17 protein-coding genes are annotated in these 15,340 nt (G+C 57.9%); 4 read left to right on the forward strand and 13 right to left on the reverse strand.

The window, feature by feature from the left end:
- Positions 1-78: 78 nt before the first annotated feature.
- Positions 79-813: a peptidoglycan editing factor PgeF gene (gene pgeF, locus BKD70_RS07475; protein ID WP_047273629.1), complete on the reverse strand. Its 735-nt coding sequence runs from the start codon at positions 811-813 to the stop codon at positions 79-81.
- Positions 810-1,772, reverse strand: coding sequence for a 23S rRNA pseudouridine(1911/1915/1917) synthase RluD (gene rluD / locus BKD70_RS07480; protein ID WP_047274267.1), 963 nt, complete (start codon positions 1,770-1,772; stop codon positions 810-812). Before rluD ends, pgeF begins: the two co-directional genes overlap by 4 nt.
- 148 nt (positions 1,773-1,920) lie before the next feature.
- Between rluD and BKD70_RS07485 the strand changes: the two genes are divergently transcribed.
- Both BKD70_RS07485 and BKD70_RS07490 read left to right on the forward strand, forming a co-directional pair.
- Positions 1,921-2,934: an outer membrane protein assembly factor BamD gene (locus tag BKD70_RS07485; RefSeq protein WP_047273627.1), complete on the forward strand. Its 1,014-nt coding sequence runs from the start codon at positions 1,921-1,923 to the stop codon at positions 2,932-2,934.
- Positions 2,935-3,051: 117 nt separating this feature from the next.
- Complete coding sequence (locus BKD70_RS07490) at positions 3,052-3,279, forward strand: PP0621 family protein (protein WP_047273625.1); 228 nt, start codon at positions 3,052-3,054, stop codon at positions 3,277-3,279.
- A 54-nt stretch (positions 3,280-3,333) separates the two neighbouring features.
- On the opposite strand, the gene thiO is transcribed toward BKD70_RS07490, so the two are convergent.
- Genes thiO through pilV form a run of 5 tightly spaced genes read right to left on the reverse strand, consistent with a single transcriptional unit; the run spans position 3,334 to position 6,597 of the window.
- Positions 3,334-4,434, reverse strand: a complete 1,101-nt coding sequence (gene thiO / locus BKD70_RS07495; RefSeq protein WP_047273623.1) for a glycine oxidase ThiO — start codon at positions 4,432-4,434, stop codon at positions 3,334-3,336.
- A 33-nt stretch (positions 4,435-4,467) separates the two neighbouring features.
- Positions 4,468-4,869, reverse strand: coding sequence for a type IV pilin protein (locus tag BKD70_RS07500; RefSeq protein WP_047273621.1), 402 nt, complete (start codon positions 4,867-4,869; stop codon positions 4,468-4,470).
- An 11-nt stretch (positions 4,870-4,880) separates the two neighbouring features.
- Positions 4,881-5,423, reverse strand: a complete 543-nt coding sequence (locus tag BKD70_RS07505; protein WP_047273619.1) for a PilX N-terminal domain-containing pilus assembly protein — start codon at positions 5,421-5,423, stop codon at positions 4,881-4,883.
- Between the two features lie 8 nt (positions 5,424-5,431).
- The gene (locus tag BKD70_RS07510; protein ID WP_047273617.1) at positions 5,432-6,127 is read right to left on the reverse strand and encodes a PilW family protein; all 696 of its coding nucleotides are present in this window, start codon (positions 6,125-6,127) and stop codon (positions 5,432-5,434) included.
- On the reverse strand, positions 6,124-6,597 hold the full coding sequence (pilV, locus tag BKD70_RS07515; RefSeq protein WP_047273615.1) for a type IV pilus modification protein PilV: 474 nt from the start codon (positions 6,595-6,597) through the stop codon (positions 6,124-6,126). Before pilV ends, BKD70_RS07510 begins: the two co-directional genes overlap by 4 nt.
- A gap of 261 nt (positions 6,598-6,858) precedes the next feature.
- On the opposite strand from pilV, the gene BKD70_RS07520 reads away from it, so the two are divergent.
- Positions 6,859-7,365 (forward strand): GspH/FimT family protein, encoded by a 507-nt coding sequence (locus tag BKD70_RS07520; protein ID WP_047273612.1) that lies wholly within the window; start codon positions 6,859-6,861, stop codon positions 7,363-7,365.
- Here BKD70_RS07520 and ispH read toward each other — a convergent pair.
- The 6 genes from ispH to murJ form a co-directional block, all read right to left on the reverse strand.
- Entirely contained in the window at positions 7,362-8,309 is a 948-nt protein-coding gene (gene ispH / locus BKD70_RS07525) for a 4-hydroxy-3-methylbut-2-enyl diphosphate reductase (protein ID WP_047273610.1), read from the reverse strand. The two genes, BKD70_RS07520 and ispH, sit on opposite strands and share 4 nt — an antisense overlap.
- Before the next feature lie 68 nt (positions 8,310-8,377).
- Complete coding sequence (locus BKD70_RS07530; protein ID WP_047273608.1) at positions 8,378-8,815, reverse strand: peptidylprolyl isomerase; 438 nt, start codon at positions 8,813-8,815, stop codon at positions 8,378-8,380.
- A complete protein-coding gene (gene lspA / locus BKD70_RS07535; protein ID WP_047273606.1) occupies positions 8,808-9,326 on the reverse strand; it encodes a signal peptidase II in 519 nt (172 codons plus the stop codon). The genes BKD70_RS07530 and lspA overlap by 8 nt, the downstream gene beginning before the upstream one ends.
- Complete coding sequence (gene ileS / locus BKD70_RS07540) at positions 9,319-12,150, reverse strand: isoleucine--tRNA ligase (protein ID WP_047273604.1); 2,832 nt, start codon at positions 12,148-12,150, stop codon at positions 9,319-9,321. Before ileS ends, lspA begins: the two co-directional genes overlap by 8 nt.
- Positions 12,147-13,097 carry a bifunctional riboflavin kinase/FAD synthetase gene (gene ribF, locus BKD70_RS07545; protein ID WP_047273602.1) on the reverse strand — a complete coding sequence of 317 codons (951 nt, stop codon included), beginning with the start codon at positions 13,095-13,097 and terminating at the stop codon, positions 12,147-12,149. The genes ileS and ribF overlap by 4 nt, the downstream gene beginning before the upstream one ends.
- Before the next feature lie 117 nt (positions 13,098-13,214).
- Positions 13,215-14,753 carry a murein biosynthesis integral membrane protein MurJ gene (murJ, locus tag BKD70_RS07550; RefSeq protein ID WP_047273600.1) on the reverse strand — a complete coding sequence of 513 codons (1,539 nt, stop codon included), beginning with the start codon at positions 14,751-14,753 and terminating at the stop codon, positions 13,215-13,217.
- Positions 14,754-15,004: 251 nt separating this feature from the next.
- On the opposite strand from murJ, the gene rpsT reads away from it, so the two are divergent.
- On the forward strand, positions 15,005-15,283 hold the full coding sequence (rpsT, locus tag BKD70_RS07555) for a 30S ribosomal protein S20 (protein ID WP_003443902.1): 279 nt from the start codon (positions 15,005-15,007) through the stop codon (positions 15,281-15,283).
- The last annotated feature ends 57 nt before the right edge of the window (positions 15,284-15,340 follow it).

The following is a 15,340-nucleotide window of genomic DNA, read 5'->3' on the forward strand; positions in this document are numbered from 1 at the left end:
TGAATGAAGAAACCTGCCAGATACCTTAGTAGATGCGGGCAATTCTGGGAGTTTCAAGCGTACGGTGAGTGACGCAGATCAGCTGGACGGCGTTTCGATCCAGACCAGCGAAGCAAAGCGGCCAGTACGGGAACTGCGCCGGTAGGAATAGAAGCGCGGGTCGTTGACGGTGCAAAAGCCTGCGCCGTAGACAGCTTCAATACCGCAGCGAGCCAGACGCAGACGCGCCAGCTCATAGATGTCGGCCATATAACGCCCGGCATTGACACTTGGCACGAAGGCCGAGGCGGCCTGGGGCATGTCTTTAATAAAGACATCACGCACCTCGCCCCCGACTTCAAACGCCGCGGGACCGATCGCGGGTCCAAGCCACACAAGTATCTCCTGGGGCTCAACATGGAGGCTGCGCGCGGCGGCTTCAAGCACACCGGCTGCCAATCCGCGCCAGCCCGCATGCGCCGCAGCGACGCGTGTACCGGCACGGTTGCAGAACAGTGCAGGCAAGCAGTCGGCGGTCATGACCGTACACGCCACGCCGGGCGTGGACGTCCAGCTGGCATCGGCTTCAACGATGCTGGACGGATCGGCAGGCGCAACGACAACCCCGTGAACCTGGCTAAGCCAAGCGGGCTGTACGTTAAAAACGTGGGTCAGGTGTTGGCGATTTTGAGCAACGGCGCAAGGATCGTCGTCGACATGGTCACCCAGGTTGAAGCTGTCGAACGGCGCCTGGCTGACGCCGCCCGCACGGGTGGTCACGCAGGCCCTGATGCCTGCCGGCGCAGGCCAGTCAGGAATCAGGAACGCGCTCATCCGATGAACGCCTCACGGTCTTGCTTGAGCAGTGTCAACAACCAGACAAAATCGTCAGGAAGTGGGGATTCCCAGCTCATGCGCTTACCGGTCGTCGGATGGTCCAGCTCCAGGAAGCGCGCATGCAAGGCCTGACGCGGGAAGTTCTTCAGGGATTCGACCATGGTCACACTGGCTGCCGGCGGGATACGGAAACGACCGCCGTAGGCAGGATCTCCGACCAACGGGAAGTTGATGTGAGACATATGCACACGGATCTGGTGCGTACGCCCGGTTTCCAGCTTGACCCGCACGTGGGTGTGGGAACGGAAACGCTCAAGCACGCGGTAATGACTCACCGCCTGTTTGCCGCCTTCCATTACCGCCATGCGCTGGCGTTGCTGGCCGTGACGGCCGATGGGCGCGTCGATCTTGCCCCCGGCGGTGACGACACCGATGACAATGCACTCGTATATCCGGCTGACACTGCGGCTCTGCAATTGGGCAACCAGCTGCGTCTGCGCCTGGATGGTCTTGGCGACCACCATCAATCCGGTGGTGTCTTTGTCCAGGCGATGCACGATCCCCGCACGCGGCACATTAATAATGTCCGGTACGTGATGCAGCAACGCATTGAGCAAAGTGCCATCGGCATGCCCCGCAGCCGGGTGCACCACCAAACCCGCGGGTTTGTTGATGACCAGGATGTCATCGTCTTCGTAAACGATGTCGAGGGGAATGTCCTGGGCGATCCACTCACCCTGGGCTTCCTGCTCTGCAGTCAGCTCCAGGATGTCGCCACCATGCACGATGTCGCGGGGACGTATGACGTCTCCGTCCACAGTGAGGCGGCCGTCTTTGATCCAGGCGGAAAGGCGCGAGCGCGAGTGCTCAGCGAATAATTGTGCGGCGACTTGATCGAGGCGTTGGCCGCCCAATTCGGACGGCACCTCTGCGCGAAGTAGTATTTTCTCGGACATGCTCATCAGGACGGCGCCAAGCCTTTGGTTTCGGCTGCGCGCTTGTGGTTAAATACGGCGTCTTTTGCCCCGAGGCTTTTCACGGGGCGCTCATCATAACAGGACGGCCTCGCCCAAGACAGCGGCCGTCATAGGGACGCAAGCCGCCATGCAAGTGAGACACCTGCTGCTGATCGCCATCCTCGCACTGACCGCCGCTTGCTCGTCGACAAAGGAAGTCGTTGACGAAAACCTCAGCGAAGTCGAGCTGTACCAGCAGGCACAGGCCGATCTGGACAACCACAGCTACACCAGTGCAACCGCCAAACTGAAGGCACTTGAGTCACGCTACCCGTTCGGCCGTTATGCCGATCAGGCTCAGCTTGAACTGATCTATGCCTACTATAAAAACTCCGAGCCGGAAGCTGCCAAGTCTGCCGCAGAGCGGTTCATCCGCCTGCACCCGCAGCACCCGAACGTTGATTACGCCTACTACCTCAAAGGCTTGACCTCGTTTGACCAGGACGTTGGCCTGCTGGCGCGCTTCCTGCCGCTGGACATGACCAAGCGTGACCCCGGCGCGGCCCGTGACTCGTATAACGAGTTCGCCCAGCTGACCAGCCGCTTCCCCAACAGCCGCTACGCGCCTGATGCCAAGCAGCGCATGATTTACCTGCGCAACCTGCTGGCGGCTTATGAAATTCACGTGGCCCACTATTACCTGACCCGTCAGGCCTATGTGGCTTCGGCCAACCGTGGCCGGTACGTGGTTGAGAACTTCCAGGAAACCCCTTCGGTCGCTGACGGCCTGGCGGTGATGGTTGAGTCTTATCAGCGCCTGCACCTCGACAAACTGGCTGACACCAGTCTTGAAGTGCTCAAAGACAACTACCCTAATCATCCGAGCCTGGTTGACGGTCAGTTTGTGCCTCAAGTGTCCGAGTCTGACAACCGCTCTTGGTTGAGCAAGGCTACGTTGGGCCTGATCGAATCCAGCACGCCTCTGCCACCGGGTGAAACCCGCGCCAACCAGGACGTGCAGAAGCAATTCCAGGATGCGAAAGACGCTATTCCTGCCGAGCTGAAGCCTAAAGATTCAGACGGCAATGTCATCGAAGAACCAGAATCGGAAGACACCAGCCGTTCATGGTTCAGCTACATGACGTTCGGTCTTTTCGACTGATCGTCACACTCAAGAAAAGAGCCTTTCGGGGCTCTTTTTTTTGCGTCGCATTTGGTGCTGGGCGCCTACACGGTCCTTGGCTAAACTGGCGCATCTTTTCTCAAATAGCGATTAGCCATGTTTCGTTTACTGATCTGGGTGGCCTTGATTGCTGCCGGCGTGTGGTTGTGGCGCAAATACAATGCGGGCCTTACCCCCACCAAAAAACCGGTCGACCCCAACGCCCAACCGATGGTGCGCTGCGCCCATTGCGGCGTCCACTTGCCACGAGACCGCGCACTGAGCCAACAACAAGAGTGGTATTGCACCCAAAACCATCTTGAGCAAGGCCCGGGCAAACGCTGAGCAACGGGGTCGCAGCCTGCCAACGCAAGGCTGCGAGACAGCCGCCGTTATCGCTCAGAGTCGCCCTGCAGGGGCGTACGGCGCCGGATCAATGATAGGCGTGCGCTCCAGCAACAAATCTGCAAACAACTGGCAAGACGCGGGCGCCAACACCAACCCGTTGCGGTAATGCCCGCAGTTCAGCCAGAGCCCCTCAAAACCGGCGACCGGCCCGATATACGGTATGCCTTGCGGCGAACCCGGACGCAATCCGGCCCAATGCGCCACGGGCTCGGCATCCGCCAACGCAGGAATCAACGCCACGGCCGACGCTTTCAAACTCTCCAAGGCCGTCTGGGTCGGCGTTTTGTCGAAGCCTTCATGCTCCAGCGTGCTGCCAATCAAGATATGGCCATCACGGCGAGGAATGGCGTAGCGGCCGTTGGCCAGAACCATGCACGACAAGAAATCCGAAGCACATTTGTACAAAATCATTTGGCCTTTGACCGGCTCAATGGGCAGTTCTATGTCCAGATGCTTGAGCAGTTCACCGCTCCAGGCCCCGGCAGCCAATACCACCGCATCCCCCAATACGGAGCCATTAACCGTATTGACGCCCGTAATCCGCTCCCCCTCCCTGACAAAGCCCAGCACCTCGGATTGTTCGTGAACCGTGACATTGGGCATCGCTTGCAGTGCCGCTTTTAGTGACTTAACCAGCCGCGGATTGCGCACATTCGCCACGTCCTTCATATAAACAGCACGGGAAAAACCGCCGCCCAATACCGGAACATGGCTTTCGACCGCCGCGATATCCACAGCACTCAAAGGTCGACCGGCTTGCCGGGCCCATGCCAGCGCTTGAGCCTCATCGTCCAGATCAAGCCAGTAAAGACCCGTGGTATGCACTTCCGGATCCAGCCCGGAAGTCGCCAGCAGACGCTGCGCCAAATGCGGGTAAAAATCCTGGGACCAGTGAGCCAGCGCTGTGACGGCCGGGGTGTAACGCCACGGATACAGCGGGGACACGATTCCACCGCCCGCCCAGGAAGACTCCTGCCCCACGCCACCGCGCTCCAGCAAAATCACTTGCTCGACGTCTGCGGCCAGATTAAACGCAGTCAGCAGCCCGATCACTCCACCGCCGACAATCACTACCCGTTGATGCCTAGCCATCTATCAGTCCAGCCCTTATTCAAAAGTAATGGGTCAGCGCCCCCAACATTGCTGCGCGGTGATGCCCGGGGCCGCCTGGGTTATAGCGCTCAGACCTGTATGCGCCAACGTGAAGTTGCCACAAGGATCATCTGCCATGGGCGAGCCGTCTTTTCGTGTGGCTATCAATAAAAAGGCATGATCCGAAAGGTCTGACGTGATGCTGTAGTTCTCATTGCCAGAACTGATATCCGGCAGACCGCTATATAACCCGTTTTTCGTGTAGAACCGCTCTAGACTTTGGGCTTGCTCAGAGAGCATCACGACAATTTGAGACCGGTGCACCCGCTTCACATGATCGCTGTAAAGCGGATAAACAAAGGCCCCAAGGATACCGATGATCGCCACGGTGATCATCATTTCGATCAGCGTAAAACCTGTATTAGGCCTAACCATGTGTTCATTCCCTATTGAATTTGTCGCCACATAACCCGACGAAAACGCTGCCGGACAGGCCCGGCCTCCCCGTCCTGCACCGCCTGATGGCGCGCATAAACACTTTCGAGCACAGTGCGAGACAGCCCTCGAAGGCCAATACCGGTTATTCGATAGAGATAGACAGAGCCGTCCTTTTCAGACTGAGAAAGCGGGATGCTGAGCCCCAGAAACTGAATGCCATACAACCCATCCTGCGTTTGTACCCAGTTAATGCCTGACTGAGGATCGAGCCCTGGTGAACGCTGGCTTCTCGCCTCAACAGGGGGCGCGCAGCGGCTCGGCGAAGTACACTCCGCCATACCGGACCAATGAGCTTGCAACCACGTCTCACCGACGTGCATCGCCGCTTCGGCCCCTTGAAATGATTGATTGGCAGCCCGTATGGCACCCGCCATTTTCTCTTGCTGGCCCGCGCTTTCCATCGCAGAAAGCCCCAGAAAACCGAGCAACATCAAAAAAACCAGACTGGCCAGCAGCACCATGCCTTTTTGCGAACGTAATACGGGCGGCATAACTGTTCCTACCTCTGCCGGTTACGAACGGCGACCAGCACATGGTAGGTCTGGTCTTTTACCCGGGCCCCGGGATCTCTCAAGGTCAAGGCCAGGCGCACGCTGCGAATGCTCGTGGCATCGGCGGGTCTGGACTCATAGCGCACAACCGCATGCTCGTTGGCTGAGCTGGAGACACCGAAGGTCACCTCAAACGCGGCAACATTGTCCAGTAGCACGGTGTTACTGAGCCCGCTCTTGAGTTGGCCTTGCTCAAAACGATAAGTAACCCGACGTACCGCAAAGCCTGTTTCTCCAGGCCCCCACTCAGCCTGTGCGCCAGCAAAAACCTGCGCGTGGTGTTTGCAGTCCGTCACCACCGTCCAGTCAGGCTTGCCGGACTGAGGTCCGACGTCGGCGCTGATCATGTGCAGCGCTCCAGAACTTGAAGTGCCTTGCCATGAAACGGGTGTCGCAAACGCAGCAGGCGCATCGATGATGTGGTTCACCGGCAAGCAGCCAAACATGCCAGCCATGCGAATCTCCTGAGCCATTTTGCTCAGCACGTAACGGGCATCCTCTTGCAGTTGCGCGGAAGCTGACTGAGCCAAAGAGGTCTGCCGGGCACTCAAGAACACCTGCGTCATCCCCAGAACCAGCAGCAAGCCCAAAACCATCGCAATCATCAGCTCAATCAGGCCAAATCCCGACTGGCGCTTTCTCATGACGGGCTCGCAGGCGGTATGCCGGGCAGCTGGCTGTTGAGTGTGAATGACTGCAAGGCGCCCTCGTTTTTCTCTGCACGCGAGTCGTCCCAGCGAATGTGGATACTCACTTGCCGGTCATTCAGAGAAATCTCGCCTCGGGCGCTCTCCCCGCCGAAAGCCTGTATGTTGCGTTTGAATTCGCTCAGATCCTGAGTGACGACCCCCGTAACGTTGGAGTTCAGGGCCACGCCATAACGCCCGGAAAAGCGATAGTCCCCTGCAGAATTGGCGCGCATCCGATCCAGCATGTCGTACGCGATGAAACTGGCCTGAGTGCTCATGCGCGCGCTGTCGGTGTATTTCAGTGCACTGATTTGCGCGCCTGCGGCCCCCAAGAGGCCCACGCCTAAAATAAGACCGGCTACCAGCACTTCAATCAGGGTCATGCCGGCTTGTCGTTTTTTACTGCCCCGCCGCTTCTGGCTCATCCCTGACCACCTGTTTTAACGGCACGTCCCGCGCCGCATTGAGCACAGCCTAGACCCGCGCTCAGCGCTCATGGATCAGAAAAGGGTGAGCTCGACTGTAGGATTGTTCGCTTGATTGCGTACGCTTCAAGCAATCGCAAGGCATAAACATCGGGCAATGATTGGACGACCGCATTTTAGGTGGCTGCCCTGTCGCAACCGCTATACCTAAGGGTGTTCACCACAAACAAGTCCAGGGAGGACGCTGTGTATCAACGAGGGATGAGTTTGATTCAACTGGTGATTACCCTGTCGATCGTCGCCACCACTGCACAATTTGCCAGCCCGGCCTACCACATGCTCACAGAACAACAACGACGCCAAACCACGGCGGAGCAATTGGCCGGCAGTTTGCGCAAGGCACGCAGCGAAGCGCTGATACGCCATCAGTACGTGGTGGTTCACGCGCGGGAGGGTGACTGGAGCAAAGGATGGAGAATGGTGCTTGATGTAAGCGGTCAGGGCCACGCCGACAAGAACAACCCGGTACTGGCTGAAACACACAACAGTCGCCTGATCCCCATAGCGGGGAACTCGCCGGTCAAACACTACGTGCGATTCAACCCGCTGGGCGAGCCATTACTGAATGCGGGGAGTTTTCAGGCAGGCACCCTGCATGTGTGCCAGACAAAAGAAGAGCTGAGTCACTATCAGGTTGTGCTCGCAAAAAGCGGGAGGATCAGCCTGCGCAACCAAAAAGCTGCGCAGGCATTGTGTGCAATGGCTTAGGTGATGGCGCGAACCCGCAACTCTTTGGGCATGGAGAATGTGATGTTCTCTTCACGGCCAGCCAATTCGTCGGCCCCGGTGGCGCCCCAGGCGTGCAATTGCTGAATCACGCCGCGCACCAGCACTTCCGGCGCCGAGGCACCCGCGGTGATGCCAATGCGTTCAACGCCATCGAACCAGCTTTTTTGCAGGTCTTCAGCACCATCGATCAGGTAGGCCGGGGTGGCCATGCGCTCTGCCAGCTCCCGGAGGCGATTGGAGTTGGAGCTATTGGGACTGCCCACCACCAGCACCACGTCGCACTCGTCAGCCAGTTGCTTCACAGCATCCTGACGGTTTTGTGTGGCGTAGCAGATGTCATCTTTACGTGGGCCACCAATGGCCGGGAATCGCGTACGCAGGGCATCGATCACCCGGCTGGTGTCGTCCATCGACAGCGTGGTTTGGGTCACGAAAGCCAGTTTTTCGGGGTTGTGCACTTGCAGGTTGGCGACGTCTTTTTCGTCTTCAACCAGGTAGATAGCGCCGCCATTGCTGGCGTCGTATTGCCCCATGGTGCCTTCAACTTCCGGGTGACCGGCGTGGCCAATCAGGATGCATTCGCGGCCATCACGGCTGTAACGCGCCACTTCGATATGAACCTTGGTGACCAAGGGGCACGTGGCGTCGAACACTTTCAGGCCGCGCCCGGCAGCTTCACTGCGCACGGCCTGAGAAACGCCGTGGGCACTGAAGATCACAATGACGTCATCCGGCACCTGATCCAGCTCTTCAACGAAGATCGCTCCGCGCGAGCGCAGGTCTTCGACGACAAATTTGTTGTGCACCACTTCGTGGCGAACGTAGATAGGTGGGCCGAATACTTCAAGAGCGCGATTGACGATCTCAATCGCTCGGTCCACCCCGGCGCAAAAACCACGGGGGTTGGCGAGTTTGATGTGCATGCTAGGCCTCGTGGGACGCGCAGAAAGATAATGCCAAACAGGCCCAGCCATTTAGCCGGGCACTGGATTTACAGCGCTTTGACGTCTTTGATTTCGACTTCGAAGGTCAGGGTTTTACCTGCCAGCGGATGGTTGAAATCGATGGTGACCTGGTCGTCGTCAAACGCTTTGACCACGCCGGGCAACTCGGTGTTTGCGGCGTCATTGAAGATCACCAGCAACCCTTCCGACAGTTCCATGTCCTTGAACTGCGAGCGCGCAATAATCTGCACATTTTGCGGATTGGGCTGACCGAATGCATTCTCCGGCAGGATCTCAAGTGTCCGCTTGTCGCCTGCCTTGAAGCCGAAAATAGCCGCTTCAAAACCCGGCAACAGATTGCCATCACCGACTTTGAACGTTGCAGGGTCTTTGTCGAACGTACTGTCGACCGTGTCGCCATTCTCCAGGCGCAAAGCGAAATGCAGGGTGACTTCCGTGTTCTGGCCAATACGAGGCTCAGTCATGAACGGGTTCTCCGGACTTTTTACTTTTGAACATATCCAGTGCGAGCATTACCGCACCCACACAGATTGCGCTGTCGGCAAAGTTGAATGCAGGGAAGTACCAGCGGTTTTGCCAGTGCACGAGAATGAAGTCGATGACATGGCCGTAGGCAATGCGGTCATACAAGTTGCCCAATGCCCCGCCGAGGATCAACGCCAGCGCAATGGCCAGCCACGTGTCATCACGCCCCAGGCGCTTGAGCCAGACCACCAGTACGGCACTGACCACCACGGCAATCAGGGCAAACAGCCAGCGCTGCCAGCCGGCACTGTCAGCCAGGAAGCTGAAGGCTGCGCCCGTGTTGTAGGCCAGCGTCCAACTGAAGTAATCCGGAATGATGACGACCTGTTGATACATCTGTAATGCGCTGTCGAAATAAACCTTGCTGGCCTGGTCAATGACCAGGACCAGCAGGGTCAACCACAACCAGCTCAGGCGCCCGAAGCGCCCGGCAGTGCGGGCATCAGGCATAGTGACGTACCTCGCCGGCGCCGCTGATGTTGTCCACACAGCGGCCGCAGATTTCCGGATGCTCCGGGTTCACGCCAACGTCTTCACGGCAATGCCAGCAACGGGCGCACTTGGCGTGGGCAGATTTGACCACTTTGAGCTTCAGGCCTGGCACCTCAGTCACCACCGCATCCGCCGGGGCCGATGCAAACGGCGCAACGCTAGCTGTGGAGGTGATCAGCACGAAGCGCAGCTCATTGCTCAGCTTGGTGAGGTCGGTTGCCAGTTCATCTTCGGCGAACAAGGTGACTTCAGCCTGCAAGTTGCCACCAATGGCCTTGGCCGCGCGCAGGTTTTCCATTTCCTTGTTGACCGCGACCTTGACCGCCATGATCCGCTCCCAATAAGCGCGGTCCAGTTCAGTCCCTTCAGGCAGCTCGGTCAGGCCCTGATACCAGGTATTGAGCATCACCGATTCGTTGCGCTCGCCCGGCAGGTATTGCCACAACTCGTCGGCAGTGAACGCCAGGATCGGAGCGATCCAGCGCACCAGCGCTTCGGAGATATGGAACAACGCGGTCTGGCATGAGCGACGGGCCTTGCTGTTGGCGCCCGTGGTGTACTGACGGTCTTTGATGATGTCGAGGTAGAAACCGCCCAGCTCTTGCACGCAGAAGTTGTGCACTTTGGAGTACACGTTCCAGAAGCGGTATTCACCGTAGTGAAGTTCCAGCTCGCGTTGCAGCAGCAGTGCGCGGTCCACCGCCCAACGGTCCAGTGCCAGCATTTCTTCGGCAGGCAGGATGTCGGTGGCCGGATTGAAACCGGTCAGGTTCGACAGCAAGAAGCGTGCAGTGTTGCGGATACGTCGGTAGGCATCGGCGCTACGTTGCAGGATCTGGTCGGAGACCGCGATCTCGCCCGAGTAGTCCGTCGACGCGACCCACAGGCGCATGATGTCGGCGCCCAGCGTGTCGTTGACTTTCTGTGGCGCAATCACGTTACCCAAGGATTTGGACATCTTGCGACCGGCCTCGTCCACGGTGAAACCGTGGGTCAGCAGTTCGCGATAAGGCGCGTGATTGTCGATGGCGCAACCGGTCAGCAACGAAGAGTGGAACCAGCCGCGGTGCTGGTCGGAACCTTCGAGGTACAAGTCGGCGCGCGGGCCGGTTTCATGGCCCATCGGGTGTGAACCGCGCAGCACGTGCCAGTGCGTGGTGCCCGAGTCGAACCAGACGTCCAGGGTGTCGGAGATCTTGTCGTACAGCGGCGCTTCATCGCCCAGCAACTCGGCGGCGTCCATCTTGAACCAGGCTTCAATCCCTTCACGCTCAACGCGCTTGGCGACTTCTTCCATCATTTCGACGGTACGCGGGTGCAGTTCGCCGCTTTCCTTGTTCAGGAAGAACGGGATCGGCACGCCCCAGTTGCGTTGACGCGAGATGCACCAGTCCGGACGGTTGGCAATCATCGAGTGCAGGCGCGCCTGACCCCAGGCCGGAACGAACTGGGTGTCTTCAATGGCCTGCAACGCGCGGGTGCGCAAGGTATCGCCGGCTACCGGCTCTTTGTCCATGCCGATGAACCACTGCGCAGTGGCGCGGTAGATCAGCGGAGTCTTGTGACGCCAGCAGTGCATGTAGCTGTGGCTGATGGTTTCGGTGTGCATCAGCGCACCGACTTCGGTCAGTTTTTCAACAATGGCCGGATTGGCTTTCCAGATGAACTGGCCGCCAAAAAACTCTAGCGACGGCACGTAAACACCGTTGCTTTGAACCGGATTGATGATGTCATCGTTGACCATGCCGTAGGCTTTGCAGGTCACGAAGTCGTCTACGCCGTAGGCCGGAGCGGAGTGAACCACGCCAGTGCCCGCGCCCAGTTCGACATACTCGGCCAGATAAACAGGCGACAGACGATCATAGAACGGGTGACGGAAGTTGATCAGTTCGAGCGCGGCACCGGTGGTGGTGGCAATGACCGACCCTTCCAGGTTGTAGCGTGCCAGGCACGCTTCGACCAGTTCTTCAGCCAGCACCAGCAGCTTGTCACCGACGTCGACCAGCGCGTAGTTGAACTCCGGGTGCACGTTGAGCGCCTGGTTGGCCGGGATGGTCCACGGGGTGGTGGTCCAGATCACGATCGAAGCCGGTTTGCTCAAGGCCGCCAGACCAAAAGCCTCAGCCAGCTTGGCTTCGTCGGCAATCGGGAACGCAACGTCGATGGTCGCGGATTTTTTGTCCTGATATTCAACTTCAGCTTCAGCCAATGCCGAGCCGCAGTCGAAACACCAGTTCACAGGCTTAAGGCCCTTGAACACGAAGCCCGCCTTGACGATTTCAGCCAAGGCGCGGATTTCACCGGCCTCATTCTTGAAATCCATGGTTTTGTACGGGTTGGCGAAGTCACCCAGCACACCCAGACGGATGAACTCGGATTTCTGGCCTTCGATCTGCTCGGTGGCGTAGGCACGGCACAGCTCGCGGGTTTTATCCGCAGGCAGGTTTTTGCCGTGGGTCACTTCAACCTTGTGCTCAATCGGCAAACCGTGGCAATCCCAGCCCGGCACGTACGGCGCATCGAAACCGGCAAGGGTTTTCGAGCGAATGATCATGTCCTTGAGGATCTTGTTCAGCGCGTGACCGATGTGGATCGTGCCGTTGGCGTACGGAGGACCGTCATGAAGAACGAACTTCGGACGATCCTTGCCAATCTCGCGCAACTTCCCGTACAGGCCAATGCTGTCCCAGCGCTGCAAAATTTGCGGTTCGCGCTGTGGCAGGCCGGCCTTCATTGGGAAGGCTGTGTCCGGAAGGTTTAGCGTGGCTTTGTAGTCGGTCATTTCAGGCTCTTTTTAAGCGGTTGACCCTGCCAATAGGCTCGGGCGGCGGCGACGTCCGCATTGATCGCCGTCTTGAGCGCCTCCAGGGAGGCGAAACGCTGCTCATCACGCAGCTTGTGGTGGAATGCCACGGTCAGGCGCCGGTCATACAGATCACCGGTGTAATCCAATAGATGTACTTCAAGATGGGCACTGCCATCCCCTGAAACGGTGGGCCGCACGCCAATATTGGCGACGCCGGGCCAGGTTTTGCCGTCGATATCGACACTGGCCAGGTAAACCCCGGTCAGCGGCACGCGACGACGCTTTAATTGCACGTTGGCCGTTGGCGTGCCGAGTTGACGCGCCAGTTTCTGCCCGTGCAACACGCGTCCGGCGATCTGGAACGGACGCCCGAGCAAACGCTCGGCGAGGGCGAAATCAGCATCGGCCAGTGCATCACGCACTTTGGTGCTGCTGACGCGCATACCGTCAAGCTCAACGGTTTGCGCCGCCTCGACGGTGAAACCTTGCGTGAGGCCCGCCTGTTGCAAGAAGTCAAAATCCCCAACCCGGTCACACCCGAAACGGAAGTCGTCCCCGACCTCAAGGTGCTGCACGCCCAGACCATTGACCAGAATCGTGTCAACGAACTCGGCAGCGCTGAGTTTGCTTAAACGCTGATTGAAGGCCAGGCACAGTACCCGATCCACGCCGGCATCTGCCAATAGCTGCAGTTTGTCACGCAAACGTGCCAGACGTGCCGGCGCGGTTTGCGGGGCAAAGAATTCGCGCGGCTGGGGTTCAAAAATCACCACGCAGCTGGGCACACCCAACTCCAGCGCACGTTCACGCAGCCGACCCAGGATTGCCTGGTGACCACGGTGTACACCGTCAAAGTTGCCAATAGTGGCGACACAGCCCCGATGTTGGGGCCGCAGATTGTGAAGGCCTCGAACCAGCTGCATAACGCGCTTCTTGCTCATAAAGTGGCCGATTATAACCACACCCAGCCTGCTACAACAGGCAACAGCGCAAGGCATTTAGGCCAAACCCCTAAAACAGACGCCTGACCGGTAATAACCTTACATAAGGGACTTGCGGGCGAAATCCTTCAAACGCAAGCCCAGGACCAGCAACATACCGAAATAAGCCAGCACGCCAGCGACGACCAAAGCCCCCAAGCGCAAAAAGCGCTCCAGCATATGACCTTGGTCCCATGCGGGCATCAGTTGCATCAAGCCCAGCAAAACGCCCGACATGACAGCGACTGCCAGTACCAGCTTGAACAGGTACTTAGCCCACCCTGGCTGCGCTACAAAGAGTTTTTGACTGCGCAACTGCCAAAACAGCAGGCCAGCGTTAATACAGGCCCCCACACTGATGGCCAACGCCAGGCCCGCATGCTGCAAGGGCACAATGAATACCAGGTTCAACAGCTGGGTCACAATCAAAGTGAAGACCGCAATTTTGACCGGCGTACGGATATTTTGTTGGGCATAGAAGCCCGGAGCCAGCACCTTGATCAAAATAATACCGAGCAAACCGACCGAGTAAGCAATCAGCGCCTGCTGGGTCATGACCGCGTCACGGGCACTGAACTCACCGTACTGGAACAATGAAACCGTCAGCGGCTCGGACAAAATGGCCAGCGCGAGGGCGCACGGCAACACCAATACAAAACACAGGCGCAGCCCCCAGTCGAGAATCCGCGAATACTCATGCCGGTCTTTATTGGCGTAGGTCTTGGACAACGTAGGCAAAAGGATCGTCCCCAGCGCCACGCCCAGTACACCCGACGGCAACTCCATCAAACGGTCCGCGTAGTACATCCACGACACCGAACCTGCGACCAAAAAGGACGCAAAGATGGTGTTGATGATCAGGGATATCTGACTGACCGAAACCCCCAAAATGGCTGGCAACATTTGCTTCATGACCCGCCACACGCCGGTATCGCGCAAATTGAGGCGAGGCAGCACGAGCATGCCGATCTTTTTAAGGTGCGGCAGTTGAAACAATAACTGCGCCAGACCACCGGCCAGCACGGCCCAGCCAAGGGCCATCACGGGCGGATCAAAATAAGGTGTCAGGAACAGCGCAAAAATAATCATGCTGACATTGAGCAGAGTCGGCACAAACGCCGGAACCGAGAAACGGTTCCAGGTGTTCAGGATCGCACCCGCCAGCGACGACAGCGAAATCAGCAATATATAAGGGAAGGTCACCCGCAGCATGTCACTGGTGAGCTGGAATTTTTCCGGCGTGGTGGCAAATCCCGGCGCCGTCGCCCAGATCACCCAGGGCGCGGCCAGCATCCCCAGGATCGTGACAATCGCTAATACCAGCGTCAGCAAACCGGCCACATACGCCACGAAAGTGCGGGTCGCCTCCTCGCCCTGCTGATTTTTGTATTCCGCAAGAATGGGCACGAACGCTTGAGAAAAGGCCCCTTCAGCGAAGATCCGGCGCAACAGATTGGGCAGTTTGAATGCGATGAAGAACGCATCCGTAGCCATACCGGCGCCAAAGGTGCGGGCAATGATGGTGTCTCGGATAAAGCCCAAAACCCTTGAAATCATGGTGATGGAACTGACGGCAGCCAACGACTTGAGCAAATTCATTGAAAGAGTTTTTGCCTATAGAGAAAAAGAGCAGGCGAACAAAGCGTCCACTTATGCGATACTGCGCGCCGCAACAGCACAGAGCCAAGCTCGCGAGTTTACAGGTCAAGCGCCGGAAATAAATCTCCCGTCTCCCTCGATCAACCACTCAGCGGATCGTATCAAACGCTCTTGACAAGCCTTCACGTCATCGGCATGATTCGCGGCCTATTTTGTTTGCTATTTTCTAAAGTCTTTCGAGGAGCTCGACGGTGGCCAACACACCTTCCGCCAAAAAACGTGCAAAACAGGCTGAGAAGCGTCGCAGCCACAACGCCAGCCTGCGTTCCATGGTTCGCACCTACATCAAGAATGTAGTTAAAGCCATCGACGCAAAAGACGCCGCTAAAGCACAAGCTGCTTATGTTCTGGCTGTTCCTGTTATCGACCGTATGGCCGATAAAGGCATCATCCACAAGAACAAAGCTGCTCGTCATAAGAGCCGTCTGAATGGCCACGTCAAGGCGTTGAACCTTGCGACCGCCGCTTAAGCGTTAAGCTTTTTAAAAAACCGACCTCAGGGTCGGTTTTTTATTGCCTGCGATTTA

This window comes from Pseudomonas sp. BS-2016 (genome assembly GCF_001806145.1).
GTDB lineage: Bacteria > Pseudomonadota > Gammaproteobacteria > Pseudomonadales > Pseudomonadaceae > Aquipseudomonas > Aquipseudomonas lundensis.

Bases quoted from the DNA above. Each gene is read 5' to 3' on its own strand.
- pgeF (WP_047273629.1), bottom strand. From the start codon at position 813: ATGAGCGCGTTCCTGATTCCTGACTGGCCTGCGCCGGCAGGCATCAGG.
- rluD (WP_047274267.1), bottom strand. From the start codon at position 1,772: ATGTCCGAGAAAATACTACTTCGCGCAGAGGTGCCGTCCGAATTGGGC.
- BKD70_RS07485 (WP_047273627.1), top strand. From the start codon at position 1,921: ATGCAAGTGAGACACCTGCTGCTGATCGCCATCCTCGCACTGACCGCC.
- BKD70_RS07490 (WP_047273625.1), top strand. From the start codon at position 3,052: ATGTTTCGTTTACTGATCTGGGTGGCCTTGATTGCTGCCGGCGTGTGG.
- thiO (WP_047273623.1), bottom strand. From the start codon at position 4,434: ATGGCTAGGCATCAACGGGTAGTGATTGTCGGCGGTGGAGTGATCGGG.
- BKD70_RS07500 (WP_047273621.1), bottom strand. From the start codon at position 4,869: ATGGTTAGGCCTAATACAGGTTTTACGCTGATCGAAATGATGATCACC.
- BKD70_RS07505 (WP_047273619.1), bottom strand. From the start codon at position 5,423: ATGCCGCCCGTATTACGTTCGCAAAAAGGCATGGTGCTGCTGGCCAGT.
- BKD70_RS07510 (WP_047273617.1), bottom strand. From the start codon at position 6,127: ATGAGAAAGCGCCAGTCGGGATTTGGCCTGATTGAGCTGATGATTGCG.
- pilV (WP_047273615.1), bottom strand. From the start codon at position 6,597: ATGAGCCAGAAGCGGCGGGGCAGTAAAAAACGACAAGCCGGCATGACC.
- BKD70_RS07520 (WP_047273612.1), top strand. From the start codon at position 6,859: ATGAGTTTGATTCAACTGGTGATTACCCTGTCGATCGTCGCCACCACT.
- ispH (WP_047273610.1), bottom strand. From the start codon at position 8,309: ATGCACATCAAACTCGCCAACCCCCGTGGTTTTTGCGCCGGGGTGGAC.
- BKD70_RS07530 (WP_047273608.1), bottom strand. From the start codon at position 8,815: ATGACTGAGCCTCGTATTGGCCAGAACACGGAAGTCACCCTGCATTTC.
- lspA (WP_047273606.1), bottom strand. From the start codon at position 9,326: ATGCCTGATGCCCGCACTGCCGGGCGCTTCGGGCGCCTGAGCTGGTTG.
- ileS (WP_047273604.1), bottom strand. From the start codon at position 12,150: ATGACCGACTACAAAGCCACGCTAAACCTTCCGGACACAGCCTTCCCA.
- ribF (WP_047273602.1), bottom strand. From the start codon at position 13,097: ATGCAGCTGGTTCGAGGCCTTCACAATCTGCGGCCCCAACATCGGGGC.
- murJ (WP_047273600.1), bottom strand. From the start codon at position 14,753: ATGAATTTGCTCAAGTCGTTGGCTGCCGTCAGTTCCATCACCATGATT.